This is a genomic window from Helicobacter sp. 23-1044, from assembly GCF_053654695.1.
Map to the genome: position 1 here is coordinate 55027 of NZ_JBSIUQ010000003.1, position 17092 is coordinate 72118.

20 protein-coding genes are annotated in these 17092 nt (G+C 41.5%); 12 read left to right on the forward strand and 8 right to left on the reverse strand.

The window, feature by feature from the left end; genetic code table 11:
• The first annotated feature begins 30 nt into the window (after positions 1 to 30).
• The 7 genes from purM (at position 31) to ACWIUD_RS04070 (ending at position 6781) form a co-directional block, all read left to right on the forward strand.
• A complete protein-coding gene (purM, locus tag ACWIUD_RS04040; protein ID WP_454146961.1) occupies positions 31 to 1038 on the forward strand; it encodes a phosphoribosylformylglycinamidine cyclo-ligase in 1008 nt (335 codons plus the stop codon).
• The gene (locus tag ACWIUD_RS04045; protein ID WP_454146963.1) at positions 1032 to 1799 is read left to right on the forward strand and encodes a pyridoxine 5'-phosphate synthase; all 768 of its coding nucleotides are present in this window, start codon (positions 1032 to 1034) and stop codon (positions 1797 to 1799) included. The genes purM and ACWIUD_RS04045 overlap by 7 nt, the downstream gene beginning before the upstream one ends.
• An 88-nt stretch (positions 1800 to 1887) precedes the next feature.
• Positions 1888 to 2934 carry a 4-hydroxythreonine-4-phosphate dehydrogenase PdxA gene (locus tag ACWIUD_RS04050; RefSeq protein WP_454146965.1) on the forward strand — a complete coding sequence of 349 codons (1047 nt, stop codon included), beginning with the start codon at positions 1888 to 1890 and terminating at the stop codon, positions 2932 to 2934.
• 87 nt (positions 2935 to 3021) lie between these two features.
• Positions 3022 to 3216 carry a glycosyltransferase gene (locus tag ACWIUD_RS04055; RefSeq protein ID WP_454146967.1) on the forward strand — a complete coding sequence of 65 codons (195 nt, stop codon included), beginning with the start codon at positions 3022 to 3024 and terminating at the stop codon, positions 3214 to 3216.
• Positions 3194 to 4366 carry a glycosyltransferase gene (locus ACWIUD_RS04060; protein ID WP_454146969.1) on the forward strand — a complete coding sequence of 391 codons (1173 nt, stop codon included), beginning with the start codon at positions 3194 to 3196 and terminating at the stop codon, positions 4364 to 4366. Before ACWIUD_RS04055 ends, ACWIUD_RS04060 begins: the two co-directional genes overlap by 23 nt.
• Complete coding sequence (locus ACWIUD_RS04065; RefSeq protein ID WP_454146971.1) at positions 4363 to 4752, forward strand: GtrA family protein; 390 nt, start codon at positions 4363 to 4365, stop codon at positions 4750 to 4752. The genes ACWIUD_RS04060 and ACWIUD_RS04065 overlap by 4 nt, the downstream gene beginning before the upstream one ends.
• Before the next feature lie 13 nt (positions 4753 to 4765).
• Positions 4766 to 6781 carry a hypothetical protein gene (locus tag ACWIUD_RS04070; protein WP_454146973.1) on the forward strand — a complete coding sequence of 672 codons (2016 nt, stop codon included), beginning with the start codon at positions 4766 to 4768 and terminating at the stop codon, positions 6779 to 6781.
• 62 nt (positions 6782 to 6843) lie between these two features.
• On the opposite strand, the gene ACWIUD_RS04075 is transcribed toward ACWIUD_RS04070, so the two are convergent.
• Entirely contained in the window at positions 6844 to 8496 is a 1653-nt protein-coding gene (locus ACWIUD_RS04075) for an N-6 DNA methylase (protein ID WP_454146975.1), read from the reverse strand.
• A gap of 85 nt (positions 8497 to 8581) precedes the next feature.
• Between ACWIUD_RS04075 and ACWIUD_RS04080 the strand changes: the two genes are divergently transcribed.
• On the forward strand, positions 8582 to 9562 hold the full coding sequence (locus ACWIUD_RS04080) for a methylenetetrahydrofolate reductase (RefSeq protein ID WP_454146977.1): 981 nt from the start codon (positions 8582 to 8584) through the stop codon (positions 9560 to 9562).
• 43 nt (positions 9563 to 9605) lie between these two features.
• On the opposite strand, the gene ACWIUD_RS04085 is transcribed toward ACWIUD_RS04080, so the two are convergent.
• Positions 9606 to 9743 carry a hypothetical protein gene (locus tag ACWIUD_RS04085; RefSeq protein ID WP_454146979.1) on the reverse strand — a complete coding sequence of 46 codons (138 nt, stop codon included), beginning with the start codon at positions 9741 to 9743 and terminating at the stop codon, positions 9606 to 9608.
• A 353-nt stretch (positions 9744 to 10096) separates the two neighbouring features.
• On the opposite strand from ACWIUD_RS04085, the gene mnmA reads away from it, so the two are divergent.
• A complete protein-coding gene (gene mnmA / locus ACWIUD_RS04090) occupies positions 10097 to 11140 on the forward strand; it encodes a tRNA 2-thiouridine(34) synthase MnmA (protein WP_454146981.1) in 1044 nt (347 codons plus the stop codon).
• A 102-nt stretch (positions 11141 to 11242) separates the two neighbouring features.
• Here the strand turns inward: mnmA and obgE are convergent, their stop codons facing one another.
• From obgE to rplU, 3 genes are all read right to left on the reverse strand, one after another.
• A complete protein-coding gene (gene obgE, locus ACWIUD_RS04095) occupies positions 11243 to 12256 on the reverse strand; it encodes a GTPase ObgE (RefSeq protein WP_454146983.1) in 1014 nt (337 codons plus the stop codon).
• A gap of 147 nt (positions 12257 to 12403) precedes the next feature.
• Positions 12404 to 12667 carry a 50S ribosomal protein L27 gene (gene rpmA, locus ACWIUD_RS04100; RefSeq protein ID WP_454146985.1) on the reverse strand — a complete coding sequence of 88 codons (264 nt, stop codon included), beginning with the start codon at positions 12665 to 12667 and terminating at the stop codon, positions 12404 to 12406.
• A gap of 23 nt (positions 12668 to 12690) precedes the next feature.
• A complete protein-coding gene (gene rplU, locus ACWIUD_RS04105; RefSeq protein WP_454134159.1) occupies positions 12691 to 13002 on the reverse strand; it encodes a 50S ribosomal protein L21 in 312 nt (103 codons plus the stop codon).
• A 136-nt stretch (positions 13003 to 13138) separates the two neighbouring features.
• On the opposite strand from rplU, the gene ACWIUD_RS04110 reads away from it, so the two are divergent.
• Positions 13139 to 14113 (forward strand): L,D-transpeptidase Cds6 family protein, encoded by a 975-nt coding sequence (locus ACWIUD_RS04110; RefSeq protein WP_454146987.1) that lies wholly within the window; start codon positions 13139 to 13141, stop codon positions 14111 to 14113.
• On the opposite strand, the gene ACWIUD_RS04115 is transcribed toward ACWIUD_RS04110, so the two are convergent.
• Together ACWIUD_RS04115 and ACWIUD_RS04120 are read right to left on the reverse strand one after the other, a co-directional pair.
• The gene (locus ACWIUD_RS04115) at positions 14020 to 14292 is read right to left on the reverse strand and encodes a hypothetical protein (RefSeq protein ID WP_454146989.1); all 273 of its coding nucleotides are present in this window, start codon (positions 14290 to 14292) and stop codon (positions 14020 to 14022) included. The genes ACWIUD_RS04110 and ACWIUD_RS04115 overlap by 94 nt on opposite strands.
• 14 nt (positions 14293 to 14306) lie before the next feature.
• Positions 14307 to 14486: a hypothetical protein gene (locus ACWIUD_RS04120; protein ID WP_454146991.1), complete on the reverse strand. Its 180-nt coding sequence runs from the start codon at positions 14484 to 14486 to the stop codon at positions 14307 to 14309.
• Here ACWIUD_RS04120 and ACWIUD_RS04125 point away from each other — a divergent pair.
• On the forward strand, positions 14475 to 14744 hold the full coding sequence (locus ACWIUD_RS04125; protein ID WP_454146993.1) for a hypothetical protein: 270 nt from the start codon (positions 14475 to 14477) through the stop codon (positions 14742 to 14744). The genes ACWIUD_RS04120 and ACWIUD_RS04125 overlap by 12 nt on opposite strands.
• Here the strand turns inward: ACWIUD_RS04125 and ACWIUD_RS04130 are convergent.
• The gene (locus ACWIUD_RS04130; RefSeq protein ID WP_454146995.1) at positions 14671 to 15534 is read right to left on the reverse strand and encodes an outer membrane beta-barrel protein; all 864 of its coding nucleotides are present in this window, start codon (positions 15532 to 15534) and stop codon (positions 14671 to 14673) included. The two genes, ACWIUD_RS04125 and ACWIUD_RS04130, sit on opposite strands and share 74 nt — an antisense overlap.
• A gap of 208 nt (positions 15535 to 15742) precedes the next feature.
• On the opposite strand from ACWIUD_RS04130, the gene ACWIUD_RS04135 reads away from it, so the two are divergent.
• Positions 15743 to 17089 (forward strand): S41 family peptidase, encoded by a 1347-nt coding sequence (locus tag ACWIUD_RS04135; RefSeq protein ID WP_454146997.1) that lies wholly within the window; start codon positions 15743 to 15745, stop codon positions 17087 to 17089.
• Positions 17090 to 17092: the final 3 nt, after the last annotated feature.

Below are 17092 nucleotides of genomic sequence, written 5' to 3' on the forward strand. Positions count from 1 at the left end.
CATACGAAAATTTTAAAAAAAGGTAAAAATATGGCAAAAAATATCAGCTACAAGGACTCTGGCGTAAATATCGATGAGGGCAACGCGCTTGTAGGCGGGATAAAGGCACTCGCAAAAAGCACCTTTGATAAGCGCGTGGTGGGCGGAATCGGCTCATTTGCGGGAGCTTACGCGCTAGATAGCGATTTGCTAAAAAATATCAAAAATCCCGTGATTTTAGGCGCGACAGATGGCGTAGGCACAAAGCTAAAAATCGCCATAGACGCGGGGCGATTGGATACAATCGGCATTGATTTAGTGGCAATGTGTGTGAATGATTTGATTTGCAACTTCGCCACACCGCTGTTTTTTTTGGACTACTACGCCACAGGGCATTTGGATAAAAACGCCGCGCTTTGCGTGATAGGGGGCATCGCGGAGGGTTGCAAGGAAGCAAAATGCGCACTTATCGGCGGAGAGAGCGCGGAAATGCCTAGTATGTATAAAAAAGGCGACTTTGATTTGGCGGGATTTGCAGTAGGAATCGCCGATAGAAGCGACATAGAATCGCCCCTCCCATTGCAAAAAGGCGATATTTTAATCGCATTGCCTTCAAGTGGCATTCACTCAAATGGCTATTCGCTCGTGCGTGAGGTGCTTTTCAACGCTTTAAAGATGAAGTTTGATGATGAAGTGGGAGGCGAAAAACTTGTGGATATTTTGCTAAAACCCACAAAAATCTATGTGAGCGATTTTCTCGCAATAAAGGGCAAAATAAAGGCTTTGGCGCATATCACAGGGGGCGGAATCGTGGAAAATCTGCCCCGCGTTTTTGGCAAAAATATCGGCGCAAAGGTTGAAAAAAGCGCGATTCAAACGCACGAAATCTTTAAAATCATCGCACAGCGCGTAGATTCACGCGAAATGTATCGCACATTTAATATGGGCGTGGGAATGATTTTAGTCGCAGACAAGGACAATGCGGACTTTGTATTGCGCGAAACAGACGGCTACATAATCGGCGAAATAACGCAAGGAAGCGGGGTAGAGCTATGGTAAGATTAGGCGTAAATATCGACCACATTGCGACTTTGCGGGAGGCGCGGAAAATAAATGAGCCAGACCCATTAGAGGCGATTTTTGCGGTGAAAAATGCGGGGGCACACCAAATCACAATCCATCTGCGCGAGGATAGACGGCATATAAACGACTTTGATGTGCGGCGCATTATCGAATCTGCGCCTTTGCCCGTGAATGTCGAATCAAGCACAAATAGCGCGATTATTGACTTTTTGATAGCGCAAAAGCCACATAGCGTTACGCTTGTGCCTGAAAATCGCGCGGAAATCACCACAGAGGGCGGGTTAAAGCTTGGCGAAAATCTACGCCCTACGATTGATTCGCTAAAAAATGTCGGCATAAAAGTTTCGCTTTTTATCGATTCAAAAATCGCTGACACAGAGTTCGCAAAGTCGCTTGGGGCGGACGCTATCGAGCTTCACACGGGCAAATTTGCAAATCTATATTTGGCAAAAAACACAAATCTAAATCGCACTCCAAATCGAATCGAAGTGGATTCGCAGAATCTAGCGCAAAATTTAAGCGATTCATTAAAAGAATTGCGCGATTCGGCAAAAAAGGCAAAGCAATTAGGGCTTGAAGTTTTCGCAGGGCACGGGCTAAACTATCAAAATGTGCGTGAGATTGTAGCGATAGATGAAATCACAGAGCTAAATATCGGGCATTCGATTGTCGCAAGGGCGGTATTTGTGGGGTTGGAGCGAGCTATTAAAGAAATGTTAGATTTGATTCGCGCATAAAATTTGCGCGAATCGTGCGTGATTTTGGCGATTATGCGAATCTGAAAGCGATAATCTGTCGCAATTTACGACATTTAAAGGGGAAAATTTGAAAAAAGTTGCCATAAGCATAGGCGATATAAACGGCGTGGGCGCGGAAATCGCGCTAAAAGCGCATAGCGAGATTAGCAAAATCATAAAGCCTGTGTATTTTGTGGATTTGAGCGTGATTGAATGCGCGTCAAAGTTGCTAAAATTCGAGATACCACGCGATTTTGAAGTGCGCGAAATCGCCCCTTTTTGCTCTAAAAATTTGCGCAAATCGATTGCCAAAAACACGCTGATTTGCCCTGCCACCGCCACCAAAGAGAGTGGCGAATATAGTTTTGTGAGCTTTACGCAAGGCGTGAGCGCGGTAGAGAGTGGCAAGATGGACGCCATTTTAACGCTACCGATTAACAAATTTGCGTGGAAACGCGCGGGGATTGACTTTGTCGGGCATACGGAGTTTTTACGCGCTCATTTTGGGGCAAAAAGTGCGGATTTACGGAGTGATTTGGCTAAAAATTCGCAAGATTTGCACCAAAACTCACAAGATTTGCATAGAGATTCGCAAGATTCGCACAATTCGCACCAAAATGGCATTATGATGCTAGGGTGCGATGAAATGTTTATCGCGCTTTTTACAGACCATATCCCGCTAAATGCGGTGGCTTCGCATATCGAATTTGACGCGGTGCGGGATTTTTTGCTTTTATTTCACGCGCATTTTAGCTTTAAATCCGCGCTTGTTTTGGGGCTAAATCCGCACGCTGGGGACGGCGGAGTTTTGGGGAGCGAAGATGAGATTATCCAAAATGCGCTTGATTCGGCAAATAAGACGATAGGCGCGGAGATTTATAAAGGCATAGTTGCGCCTGATTCGGCGTTTCGCGCCCAAAATCGTGCGAAATTCAAAGTCTTTGTCGCAATGTATCACGACCAAGGGTTAAGCGTCCTAAAAGCCCTATACGCGGAAAAAAGTATCAATGTAACGCTAGGAATCCCTATTTTGCGCGTCTCTGTCGAGCACGGCACAGGCTTTGATATCTCATACAGGGGGATTGCAGGGATAGACAGCTATAAAGAAGCGGTGAAATTTATTGCAAAGCATTAAAACACGTTGCGCTTTGCAAAAGGGCGTTTTTATCCCACTAGCAAATTCGCAGAATCTTTGCTATAATCGCAATTTTTGGAGAGAAAGATGAAAAATATCGCTGTGATTGTCCCCTGCTACAACGAAGAGAAGAGCATTATTGCCGTTATCGATGAAATATTTGCGACTTTGCCAAATGCTAAAATTTATGTCTTCGATAATAATTCTACGGACAAAAGCGCGGATTTGGTTAGGGCAAAAATCGCGCAAACAAAAACAGATGGGGGGGGGGGAATCGCCTAAATGCAATAACGCCGAATCTGCGAATCAAATAAAAATCGCAGAATCTAAATTAAATTCTACCCACCCCCTAGCCCCCTCCGCAAGGGAGGGGGAACAATTCGATTCAGCCTTTGCACGAAATAGAGATTCTGCGAATTGCCACGAATCGCTACGCGATGCAGGGTTTGCAAGCAAATCTCGTAATGACAATTATGACTTGCGCGGAAGTATTGTGAGTGAGAAATCGGGGTTGTGCAGCCACGAGCAAGGAAATAAGACTGATAGTCAATGGTTGCTTCGCTTAGCTCGCAAATCCTACGGATTAACGAAGCGAGTGGCAAATCTCTCCGATTTATCACCACAAGACAATCGCGCCAAACTTTACCTTCGCTCCACTTCCACGCAAGGCAAAGGCGCGGTTATCGCCGATGCGTTTGCACTCATAGAAGCTGATATTTATATAATGATTGATGCGGATTTAGAGTGCGATACGAGCATTTTGCCACGCGCCTTGCAAATCTTTAAAGAACAAAATTTAGATATGCTAAATATCGCCCGAAGCGCAGATAGCGCGAATCTCTATCGCAAAGGGCATAGCTTTGGCAACGCACTTTTTACCAAAATCGCGCAAATACTTTTTGGCGTTAGCCTAAAAGACTTATTAAGTGGCTACCGCATTTTTTCGCGTGCCTTTGTCAAAACATTCCCCGCCACAAGCAAAGGCTTTGAGATAGAGACGGAGCTCAGCGTCTTTGCACTTCAAAGCGGTTTGCGTATCGGCGAAATCACAGCACCTTATCGCTCACGAGTTGAGGGTAGCTTCTCAAAACTCCGCACATTTAGGGACGGATTTAAGATTTTATCGATGATAATGCAACTGCTTTTTACCGAACGCCCATTATTTGTCTTTGGAATCGCGTCATTTGCGTGTTTTATAGTCGCATTTGCGCTTGGAGTGCCTTTGGTGGTGGAGTTTATGCAGACTTCAAAAGTGCCACGCTTCCCTACGGCGTTTATCTGCGTGGGATTTGGCGTAGTGGGCGTGGTGCTTGGAATCGCGGGACTTTTGGCGCATTTGGTTGTGCGTGGGATTAGGGAAAATAGGCGATTTTTTTATTTGACAAATAAGAAATCTATGGCGAATCGCTCCGCGCGGGAGGGCGATAAATGAAATCCACGCAAAAGCAATTCGCGCTGTATTTGATTTTGGGCGGAATCCTTACGCTTTGCGAGTGGGTGGGATTTTACGCGCTGACTTTTATCGCACAGATTCACTACCTAATTTCAAGTGTCATAATGTTTGTGGCAATCTCTGCGCTTGGGCTTTTTGTGTATAAAAGGGCGATTTTTGGGCGTTCGCATTTGAGTTTGGGGCGCGAAATAAGCGTGATTTATGCAATTAATATCTTTGGAATCGCGCTAAATAGCGTGATTTTGTGGCTTTGCGTAGAATTTTTTGGCACAAATGCAATGCTTGGTAAAATCATCGCTTCGTTTTTGGTGGCGTTTTATAGCTTTTTTGCAAGAAAGCGATTCGTATATAAAAATCTTAAATAAAAAGGACGAAAAAATGAGTAATTTTAGGACAAAAATGGCGAATCTAAAAGCACTTTTTGCACCTCCAAAGTGGCTAAAAGTCTTTTTAATCGTTTTAAGTGCGATTTTTGCGGTGGGAATAATAGGCGCGTGTGCGCTAAATATCGCCACAAGTGGCAAGATTTACAGCGCGAAAATGTCCTTGCACGAGCAAAAAACTGCGCTAGAGCGCAACGAAATTAAGGGCGAGTTTAGCTACACAGCGCGGATACAATTTCAAAGCCTTGCGGCTTTGCTTCGTTCTAGTTCTATCTCAAATGTCGTAGCACAGGGCTATAAATGGGATAGTGCGGTGGATACAAGCGCGTTTAAGGGGCTAACGCACAGCAAACGCAATGTATTTTTTAACTCCACGCAGGATTTGGGGGCTTTGGGACTTGAATCGCTTGGCATTGTAGAATACAAAGTGGATTTTTATCCTTTAATATGGAGTTTGGTAAGGTATTTTGTCAATATTTTAGTTTTTGTAATGGTATTTTTTGCGCTGTGGCGTGTGTGTGTGGATTTATTGCGCTCTTTGCCACCAAAACGCCTTGAATCTATGCAAAAAATCGCACTAACACGCAAAGACTATGCCTTTTTAGGATTTGCCTTTGCGCTTTGTGCTGGGATTTGTGCCTTTACATTTTGGCTAGGATTTCCGGGATTTATAATGGATTCTGATACTTTTCGTGTGCTAAATTTTGATACAAGCAATTATGGACCTATTATGAACTCCATATTTATCGGGTTTCTATCGCTAATTTTTGGCAAACACACATTTTATTTCTTTTTGCTAAATAATCTAATGCTTTATTTGGGGATTTGGTTTTTGATTGCTGGATTTTATTTGCGATATAAAAGCATTTTTAGCCTTACTCCGCTACTCATCGCATTTATCGGCAATATTTATTTGGGTAATTTCATTTCGATGAATTATATTTTGATGGCAAATTTTATCTTTTGTGCGTATAGCATTATTTTATTTTTGATTTTGGCAGGGGATTTTGTAGGCAAAAAGATTCGCATTTTGCTTTGGATTTTGATATTTGTGCTTTTATTTTTAGGGCTTTTATGGCGACATAATGCCATTTTTAGTGCATTCCCTGCATTTTTTATCATTATATATTTATGGCTCAAAAATCGTGGTTTAGATTCTGCGATATTTTGCAAATTCAGCGCAAAACTCATCATTTTAAGCGCGATTTTGTGTTTGGCGATTGTAAGTGGTTTTCCAAAAGCTTTTTCCAAAGGGTCAAATCCGCAAAATCATTTGCTTTTATTGCAAATCGCTGGGGCTTGTGTGCCTAGCGATGATAAATCTTGCTTTAAAGATTCGTGGTATGAAAAGGGTGCAAATTTTGATGATGTCAAAAAAGCCTATCGTAGCAATCCGCTAAATGGGGATTTATATAGTGGATTTGGTGGGAAAATGTTTGGCTATGGCACGCTAAATGGACTGACATTTTCGTGGATAAAAGCCATTTTAAAGCACCCGATAAATTATACAATGCACGAAGGGCGATTTTTCAAAGCAATGTGGTGGCAAAATCCACGCGATGATGATATAAATGGCTTTGTTCGCTCTGTTATAAAATCGCCACAAACCATTCAACAACAGCCAGATAAATGGCGCACAGAGTCGCTTAAAAACTATCCAAAAAATGAATGGAGTATTACTTTTAGCCCCGTGAGAGAGAAAATCTATGCGTTTCTTTATGAAAATCTGCCCGTGCTAAATCACGCTATTTTTGTGGCTTTGGGGTTTGTGCTGTTTGTCATAAGTGGATTTTTGATTGTGCGGTGGCGCAAATGTGAGTGCGATAAATCATTGCTAATCTTTACCTTTGCAACTGCACTGACTGCCTTTGCAAGTGCCGTAATCATCGCTGGTATGGCAATCGTTACACATTCGCGCTATATGAGCCCTGTGGCGATTTTTAGCATTATTGCGCTTGTAGGTTTCGTGGCGGTTATGGCAGATTCTGCGAAATGTAATAAAAAATCATAGATTCTGCAAGGCGCGCACAAAAAACTCATAGATTCTGCGTTTTTATGCAAAAATCGCAGAATCTAGCGCAAATTCTCAATTTTTTTATGCAGTTTTATAATCTCGCTTCCAATGTTGTTTATTTCCATAAACTTCTCTTTTGCGCCACGCACAAAGTCCTGCGGGATTTCGATATCATAAAGTTCATTTATATTGATACTTTTTCGCTCGCTTTTTACGCACAAATCGCGCAAGAGATTCTGCGCCCCCTTGCTAAATAAAAAGCAAAATAATCCATACGCCTCATCCTCACTTTTTGCGCGAAGCACGATAATGCCGGCGTTTGCCACCATTGGATTTTTGCTTTTATTTACAATCGTAATCTTTGGATGCACCCCGCGCAAGGACAAAAGCACATCAAATGCGCGTAATTTATTTTTCTCAATCTTATCTTTATCGCCGATATGCGCCTCAATCGCCTCGCAGTCGATGAATCCATATTCATTAAAATTCACAATGCCGATGTTCGTGTAACTTTGCGCGTTTGACTCTTTTGTGCTGTAAATGCGCACCCCACGAAAAATCTTTACCCCAATGCTTTTTATGCTGTGCTTTGGCGTTTTCTTTTGTTGCAAAAGATAGTTTTGCACGCGCAAATCATCAATGTCAATTTGCGAATACGGCGTGAATTTCGAATACGGCGAATTTTGCCTATTTCGCAGAATCTCTAAAATTTGCTGCGTGTTTGTTAGGTGATTGTATTTCCCCTCTTTTTTGTGGAAGTTTGACGCATCAATATGCAAAATGCCATCATTGTTTTTTGAAATCACCATCAGCGAAAATTCCGCGCTATCGTGTGGGAAAATATTATTTGGCAGTTCGATAATCGCCTCAATTAGGCACTTTTGGCAAAGGATTTCCTTGAACTTTTCCTCCACCGAAGTTTTTTTGAGTATTTGATTTCGCAAAATAAAAACGCCCTTGTCCTTCAAATACGAAATGCCATTTATTATAAAACTAAGTTCAGGCACGCTTTTTGTGATAAGTCCCCACTGCGCGAATCGCTCGTTGTGCTTCAAATCCAAAATGCCTATATAAATATCGCGCGGCGGGTGGCAGATAATCTTGCTAAACTTGCGATTTGGCGGGAAAATCTGCTTTTTTAAAATATTATTGACAAATAAATTACTCGCATCAATTTTTATCGCCTTTAAAATCAGTCGCGCCACGCGGTCTAATTGCATATCTAATTCCTCGCCATAAATGCTAAAATGCCGTGCTTTGTGGGTTAGTGCGAGAAACAGCGAACCAATCCCATAGCAGGGATTATAAATCTCATCATTTTCGCTCAAATCCAAAATATCTGCGATTAGATGATTGATTTCTAATGGCGTGGAAAATGCGTAGAGTTTATTTATCGTTTGCTTTTGTGAGATGGTATTGATAAAACTCTCAATATCGCTATTTGTGGGATTTATCTCATCTACCATTCGCAGAATCTTAATGAAATTTACATTATTATTTGGCGCGACATAGAGATTTCCAAGCAGATTCTGCAAGGCGATATTTATATCAAATCCGATTTCTTTGCGCTTTTTGGCGCGATTTAGCAAAATGCGAATGTCATCTGGCGCGTGGATTTTGAGATTTATAAACCCAAGCGCAATGCAAAGCACATCCAAAATGTCGCTGTGATAGCGTTTGAGATAGTTAAACATAAGTAGCATTTGTTGCATTTGCGTCCTTTGAAAAGTGAAATTAACTTGATATTATATAATTTTTATTATAGAATTGCGAATTAAAATTTATCAAATACGATTTGTGTTTGTAATTTATCGTAAATTTATGGCGGTTGATGATAGAAATATAAGACGCCAAAAAGGATTTGATTTGAAGGAAAAAGTGGATTTAGTGATGGAAAAAATGCTTGGAGATTCTGCGTTTTTAAGCTATGAAATCGTCCCGCAAAAGGCATTTAGTGTTGAATCAATTTTGCAAAGCATAAAACAAAGCGCGATTTTTGGGGAGTTTGACGCCTTTGTATGCACGGATTCGCCACTCTCACGGCTAAAACATAGCGCGATTTTAGCAAGCATAAAAGTCCAAAATTTTTTAAACAAACCCGCCATTTGCACGATAAGCGCGAGAGATAAAAATTCCATTGCGATTCAAGGCGAGATTTTGGGATTAAATGAATTTGAAGTGCGAATCTTTCTTGCGCTTCGTGGCGACCCGATAAAATTAGGCGATAATCCACAAGCAAAGGCGGTTTTTGAGGGCAATAGCTTTATGCTACTTGAAATTATCCGCGCACTAAATAACGGCGTGGATTTGAATGGCGGGGCGATTAAGGACAAAGGCAAAATGATTTATCCGCTCTCTGTGGCAAATGCTTACGCAAATGATATGGAAAATATCGCCAAAAAAATGCGCAAAAAAATCGCGCTTGGCGCACTTGCGCTAATCACGCAACCCATTTTTGATGTCCAAAACGCCAAAGATTTACTTGCGATGATGGGGCAAATCAACGCTGATTTAGGCACAAATGCGAAGTTAATCTTTGGATTTTATCCAATAACTAGCCTAAAAACGGCGGAATTTTTATATCACAAATTACCGGGCTGTTTTATGCCACAATCGTGGATTGACGCGCTAAAAAGCGCGGGAGATTCGGCGCAATCGCAACGCAAAATCGGCGTAGAATTAAGTCGCAATTTGTATAAAGAAATTTCCGCTTTGCACCCAAAGATTCACTTTATGTGCGGAAATAAGATAGAAATAGCAGAGCAGATTGTAGTGTAAAAAATAATTGCGAGATTTAGTGGGTTTAGATTCTGTGAATTTGTTAAAAGTGTAGATTTGTAAATTTTTTACTAGATTCTGCGATTCGCAGAATCTCAATCGAAGTAATGGCGGTGTGGCTTTCGTAGTTTTTGATAATTTTTGGGAGCGAAGCTAGACTTGGGGTCTGTGAGCCTCCCAAAAATTATCAAATCTGCGAAATTGCATACCCCAGAACAAATTGCACCACCAAAGAAGCAATGCTTTACAAATTAGTCAAGCTAGAGAGTTCAAGCAAGACCCGCCACCAGTCGCTTGAATCTAGTGGCTTGGCTTATCTTAATAACAAACATTGACTAATACAAAAAATATCAGTATAATTGCCATCAAGATTTTTCTGGAAATCTTGCTTTTCATAGCCTCACCTCCTTTTTTGGATTTGAGGCTACACTAGGGAGGTCGCAACTCTCTAGTGCAACCTCGAGCGAAATTATACAATAATCTTAAATCATTTTGCTACAATACGCGGTTCAAATAATATCACAAGGATTTATAATGAAAAAAGTTGCCTTGCTTATGAGTGGCGGTATTGATAGCTCATACAGCGCGTATTTATTGCGCCAAAATTACGAAGTTTATGGCATTTATTTGAAGCTACACAACAACGACAAAAAACACGATTTTTTTATCCAAAAATGCCAAAAAGTCGCGGCGAATCTCAATATCGATTTTCGCGTTATCGACTTGCGAACGGCATTTAAGGCAAAAGTTTATGATTATTTTATAGCTTCGTATAAAAACGCGCAGACGCCAAATCCGTGCGCGATGTGCAATCCAAATATAAAATTTGGGCTTGGATTAGAAAAGGCTTTGGAGTTGGGCTGTGAGTTTATTGCAAGCGGACATTATGCGCGAATCAAGCGCATACAGGGCAAAAATTACATTCAAGAGGCGGTGGATAAAAGTAAAGACCAAAGCTATTTTCTCTTTGGAATCTCACAATTTGCCAAAGATAGGCTCATTTTTCCGCTTGGCGACAAACTCAAAGAAAATGTCAAAAAAGAAGCATTTGCCAAAATGTCGTGGTTTGGGGAGTTAGCGGACTACAAAGATTCGCAAGAGATTTGCTTTGTGGAAAAAGACTACATTGACACGCTAAAAAATGAGCTAAATATCGAGCAAAAAGGCGCGATTCGCAACTTGCAAGGCGAACAAATCGGCACACACAAGGGCTATATGCAATACACCATCGGCAAACGCAAGGGGCTAGACATTCCGCTGTCCTTAAAGGCGCAATATGTGGTGAAAATTGACGCGGGGCGCAATGAAATCATCGTAGGCGACAAGGCAGACTTGCTAAAACGCGAAATTGTCGCAAAGTCGCTTACGCCGTGTGATTTGGAGAGTTTAAAAGACGGCGAATATCATATAAAGATTCGCTATCGTAGTAGCGCGGTTCGCGCGAATCTAGCATTTAGTGGCGATGAGATTAGCGCAACGCTATTAGAGCCCGTGTATGGCGTGGCAAACGGACAGGGGCTAGTCATCTATAAAGATGATATTGTGCTAGGTGGTGGGTTTATAGAGTCGTCAATTTAGATTCACGTGTTTGTAGGCACAATTTGTATTTACTGAAAGAAACTGCACTTCGTTTGCTTACGGACACAAAAGTCCGCTATCATTTATATAGATTCGCCAAAATCACGCCTTTATTGCCTCAAATAGTGCGAAAGTTAGCTCTTTTAGTCCCCTTTTTTGAATGCTTGAAATTTGCAAAATAAATTTTTGTGGGTTTTGCAAAGCATTCAAATGAGCCTCCAAATCCGCTATATCGCGCAAAAAATTCGCATTGATTTGCTCTGCAATGTCGCTTTTTGAAATGGCAATGCCAAAATTTTTGCCAAAAAGTTCGCTTGAAAACTTCGATAGCTCACTTCGCAAACTCTCAAACTGCGCCAATACGCTATTTTGGCGCGTGGAGTCCAGCACAAATAGCAAAAATCGCGTCCGCTCGATATGCTTTAAAAATTGCAATCCAAGCCCCCGACCGATACTTGCGCCCTCTATTATGCCCGGAATGTCCGCCATTACAAACGAATCCAATTCACTCACCGCCACAACGCCCAAATTTGGGATTATCGTGGTAAATTCATAGTCCGCAATCTCGGGCTTTGCGTTTGATAGCGTTGAAATTAGCGTGGATTTGCCGACATTTGGGAAGCCCACTAATCCTACATCGGCGATTAGTTTTAGCTCTAATTTGATATGAAGTCTCTGTCCTTTTATCCCGCTTTGCGCGTAGGTGGGCGTTTGATTCGTGGCGTTTTTAAATCTTGCGTTGCCAAGTCCGCCCTTTCCGCCGACTAAAAGCGTGAGTTGCGAATCTATTCTATCCAAATCTGCGATTAGTTTGCCGCCCTCAAAGTCAAAAATCTGCGTTCCTAGCGGGACTTTTATGATGAGGTTTGCGCCGTTTTTGCCTTTGCAGTTGCGTGAGCTTCCTTGTGCGCCGTTTTGGGCTTTGTAGTGCTTTTTGCCACGAAATTTTGAAAGCGTATCGGCGTTGTTATCCACTTCAAAGATTATATCGCCACCTTTTCCGCCATCTCCGCCATCAGGTCCGCCTTGAATGACGAATTTTTCGCGCCGAAAGCTAACCGCCCCCGCGCCTCCATTGCCAGAACTTACAAAAATATCAACGCTATCAACAAACATTTTGCATTCTTATATTTAACTCGCATAATCCAAATCCACAAATCGCAGAATCTAGCGCAATTCACGCACTTAAATCGCATAAGATTCTGCGAATCGCACTAAAATCGCAGAATCTAGCGGACTTTTGCGACACTTTGCAAAATATGATTAGTTTGCATTGCTTGCGATGACGGAGACTTTTTTGCGATTTTTGTCCTTGCGCGAAAAGCTAACCACGCCATCAACTAGCGCAAAAATCGTGTGGTCTTTGCCAAGCCCGACATTGCTTCCTGCGTGGATTTTCGTGCCTCGTTGTCTTATGATGATATTTCCTGCGCGGACAAACTCCGAGCCAAATTTCTTTACGCCAAGTCTGCGTCCCGCTGAATCGCGGTTGTTTTGGGTGCTACCTTGTCCTTTCTTATGTGCCATACCTTAATCCTTTCTATAAATTTCTACTTGCTAATATCCACGATTCTAGCGCGTGTAAAGTCGCGTCTAAATCCTCGCTTCGTCTTGCTGTCCTTGCGTCTGCGCTTTTTAAAAGTGATGACTTTTTTTCCGCGCCCGTGATTGATAACTTCGATTTTAACTTTAGCACCCGCCACAAATGGCGTCCCAACGGCGATTTTCTCGCCCTCTACTATCGCTAAAACCTCCGTGATTTCAATGCTTGATTTTGGCTCAAGGTCTAATCTATCAAGTAGCAGAATGTCCCCTACTTGCGCCTTGTATTGTTTGCCTCCATTCTTAAATATTGCTTGCATTTCGGTTGTCCTTAAAATATAAAATAAAAGTGCGGATTTTATAATAATTTGGTTTATTTTTTTCTTAAAAAGTCTATAATTTATAGTATAATTTCGCATTTTTTTAAAAATTAACACCGATTCGTAAAGGACTGCGATGAAAAAACTTGCATTTTTAGGGCTTATTTTTTGTGTAAATTTAGGCGCAAATGACATTTACAATTTAGTCGATGAATACCGCAAAGGCGGGATTGCAAACATAAAATCCACACTTGAAAAATACTTTTTAGACAAAAATTATTGGAGCAATTATCTTGCAAAAAAAAACACAAGTTTTGGATATTTTGAAAATATGAATTTTATTTTTGTCGCTTCTAAAAAATCGCAGAATCTTGCACTTTATGAAATTAAAGGCGACAAAATAAATTTGCTAAATAAAACAAATGCGATTTTTGGCTCAAAACAAAGCGATAAATTCAAAGAGGGCGATTTGGCAACGCCGATTGGCGCGTATGATTTGACGCATAAACTGACGAATTTAGACCAATATTACGGACCTTTGGCGTTTGCGACTTCATATCCAAATCTCTATGATAGATTGCAAAAAAAGACGGGTGGCGGGATTTGGATTCACGGATTGCCCCTAAATGGCGATAGAGACAAATTTACCAAAGGTTGCATTGCTATTGATAATAAAACGCTTTTGGGTTATGAGAGCGCGATTGATTATAAAAAGGCGATTCTTATCACATATCCAAACGAAGTCAAAGAAACCTCCAAAGACGCCCTAGCGGTGATTTTGCAAGGGCTTTTTGTGTGGCGTGATGCGTGGGTAAAAAATGATTTGGAGGCATATTTGAGCTTTTATGATGAGAATTTCACGCGCTTTGATGGTATGAAAATCGCGCAGTTTAGGGACTTTAAGAAAAGCGTTTTTGCCAAAAATGAGAGCAAAACAATCGATTTTAGCGACATAAATATCGCGCCATATCCAAACGAATCGGGGCTAGATTTGTATCGTGTGCGCTTTTTGGAGGATTACAAAGCAAAGGGCGGATATAAATTTAATGGCACAAAAGAGCTGTATGTGGTGGTAAGCGCGAATAAAATGAAAATTTTAGTGGAGCGATAGGGGCGATAAAAGCGAGTAGATTCTGCGATTTCGCAGAATCTAACATAAAACGCAGAATCTAATACGCATTTCACAGAATCTAGCACGAAAAACGCAGAATCTAGTATATTTTTTAACGCAGATTCTGCGATTTTTCTCGTCATTGCGAGACTTGACAAAGTCAAGTCGTGGCAATCCAAATCAATTTCGCAGTCTAATGTGAAATTCTACCCGAGATTCTGCGATTTTTGAGATTTTTCGCTCGCTTCGCTCCCTCAAAATGACAAAAATTCTGCGCGAGATTCTGCGATTCGCACGAAAATCGCAGAATCTTACACAAAAACTTCACAGAATCACACGCAAAAATCACAGAATCTAATGTATGGATTGCCACGATTCTGCTTCGCAGAATCTCGCAATGACGAAATATTATATTCTTCACATAAATCTAGCGCGGAAGTATCGTGAGTGGAGTTCGTGGGTTGTGCCGAAAAATTCGAGCGAAGATAGGACTTGGGAGTCCATCGAGCGAGAATTTTTCAAACTCCCGCGAAATCCGCCACGAGACAAACGCACCCTTAAAAATCCACGATATAGCGAATCGTTACCCTATACGGATTATTTATCGTATATCCCGGGCGGTGCGTTGTGACGCCATTTACTAGCTGTATATCAGGATTTGCCGTAGCTTTATAGTCAAGCAATGGGAATTTCGCATTTAGCTCGATATTATGCCCTATGTAAAAGATAGGCACACGGCACACGCGCTTACCTTTGACATAATCACCGCACACCCTAGCTCCCGTGCGCCGAATCTTTTGAAAAATCACAGCGCGAAGCCCCACAGAAGCATTCACATTAAAAAAATGCTTTGCGTCATCTGCCAAGCCAATGGGCTGTCCAGCCGAATTATATTGCGCTAGATATTTGCTAACGGCATTTTTATCAAAGCTAGTCCCGCCAAAGCCCATACCGCCCAGCATTCCAATAGCCCAATGCGTCGTCTCATAAAAGTCGATTAGCAAGTCCGCATTTAGCGTATAATCCACAAAGCCAATTTCTTGCTTGTTAGAAGCAAATGATACGGGTTTATAGTGCTGAATCCCTATATTTCCATAATAACGAAAGCCTACCCAATCATTTATAAAGTGCTTGTAGCCGACTAAAAATTCCCACGCAACGCCCCAATCCTTTGCGCTTGTCGCGGTTATGACTTGATTTTGATTGAAAGCACCATTGCCTATATTTTTGACAAACGCAGAATCTGAGTATTTTTGGTCAATCGTGCTAAGTCCAGCACCAATTCCAAAGCCAAAAAGCCAATTTGTCGGCTCTTTGGCAAAGAGCGAATTGCCTAAAATGCCCCCCCCCAGCGCAAAAATCAGCAATATTTTGAAAATAAAATCAAATGAAGCAAATAGCCTGCCCGTAACGCCCGCCATATTTTCTTACAAACCCCTTAAATAAATGTAGGCGATATATCGTCCAATATTTAATAATTTTTTAACGCCATTTTAACAAAGTGAAAATTTATGCAAAATAAAGCAAAATTTTAATTAAATTTAAACTTTATTTGTGGTAAAATCCCGCCTTTGAATCTAAATTTTGTAATGAGCAATGGCTCTTAAATCACACACATTAGGGACTAAAATGAAATATTACAGATTTTTACTCGCAGGTTTTGGCACTGCTTTTATTGTAAGTGCGATTTTGGTAGGCAATCTCTTTGCCAAAGGCAACTCTAACCAATCGCGACTTGATGGATATAGCAAGATTCGCACGGTGATTTCAAATATCGAAAATTACTATGTCGATGATATTTCGATGAATGAGATTGTAAATAAAGCAATCAGCGGACTTTTGAGCAATTTGGACGCGCATTCTGCATATCTCACGCCCAAAGAATACACGGACTTAAAGGTGCAAACAAGCGGACATTTCGATGGAATCGGCATTCAAATCTCTATGAAAGATTCAGCACTTACCATTATTTCGCCAATCGAAGGCACACCGGGCGACAAAGCAGGACTAAAAGCAGGTGATGTGATTTTAAAAATCAATGACCAAAGCACACTAAATATGACTATTGATGATGCCGTGAATCTAATGCGTGGCAAGAAAAAAACGAGCGTTAAACTCACCATTATCCGCAAAGGCGCGCCAAAACCGCTTGTTTTTGACATACAGCGCGACACTATTGAGATAAATTCTACTTATGCAAAAAAGATTGATGGGACGGATTATCTTTATTTGCGCGTGAATACCTTTGATGAAAAGGTTACCAAAAATGTCGAATCGCTTGTAAAAAATAGCAAGGCAAAGGGCATAATTTTAGATTTACGCAACAATCCGGGCGGACTTTTGGAGCAAGCTGTGGGACTTGGCAATCTTTTCATAAAAGAGGGCGTTATCGTCTCACAAAAAGGCAAGATTAAAAGCAACAATGAAGAATTTAGCGCAGACGGCAAAGCTCCATTTGCCAAAATCCCGCTTGTGGTGCTAGTAAATGGCGGAAGTGCGAGTGCAAGTGAGATTGTCGCAGGGAGTTTGCAAGACCACAAACGCGCCATAATCGTGGGCGAAAATACCTTTGGCAAGGGAAGCGTTCAAATCGTGTTGCCACTAGATAATAGCGACAATGGGGACGCGCTTCGATTAACTACTGCGAGATATTATCTGCCTAGTGGGCGGACGATTCAAGCAGTCGGCATTACGCCAGATATTGTCGTGTATCCGGGAGCTGTGCCAAAGGACGGCGAGGATTTTTCGATAAAAGAATCTGATTTAAAAAAACACCTCCAAAGTGAGCTAGAAAAGTTGGATAGCGGGGCGCAAACGGCTTCGCAGCAAAGCGCAAAATCGCCCAAAGACAACAAAAGCAAAACAATCACAAGCGAGGATATTTACAATGATATTCAGCTAAAAAGTGCGATTGACGCGCTAAAAGTGCTAACGGTCGTAGGTATATCAGGCAAAATCAGCGTAGCAAACAAATAATTT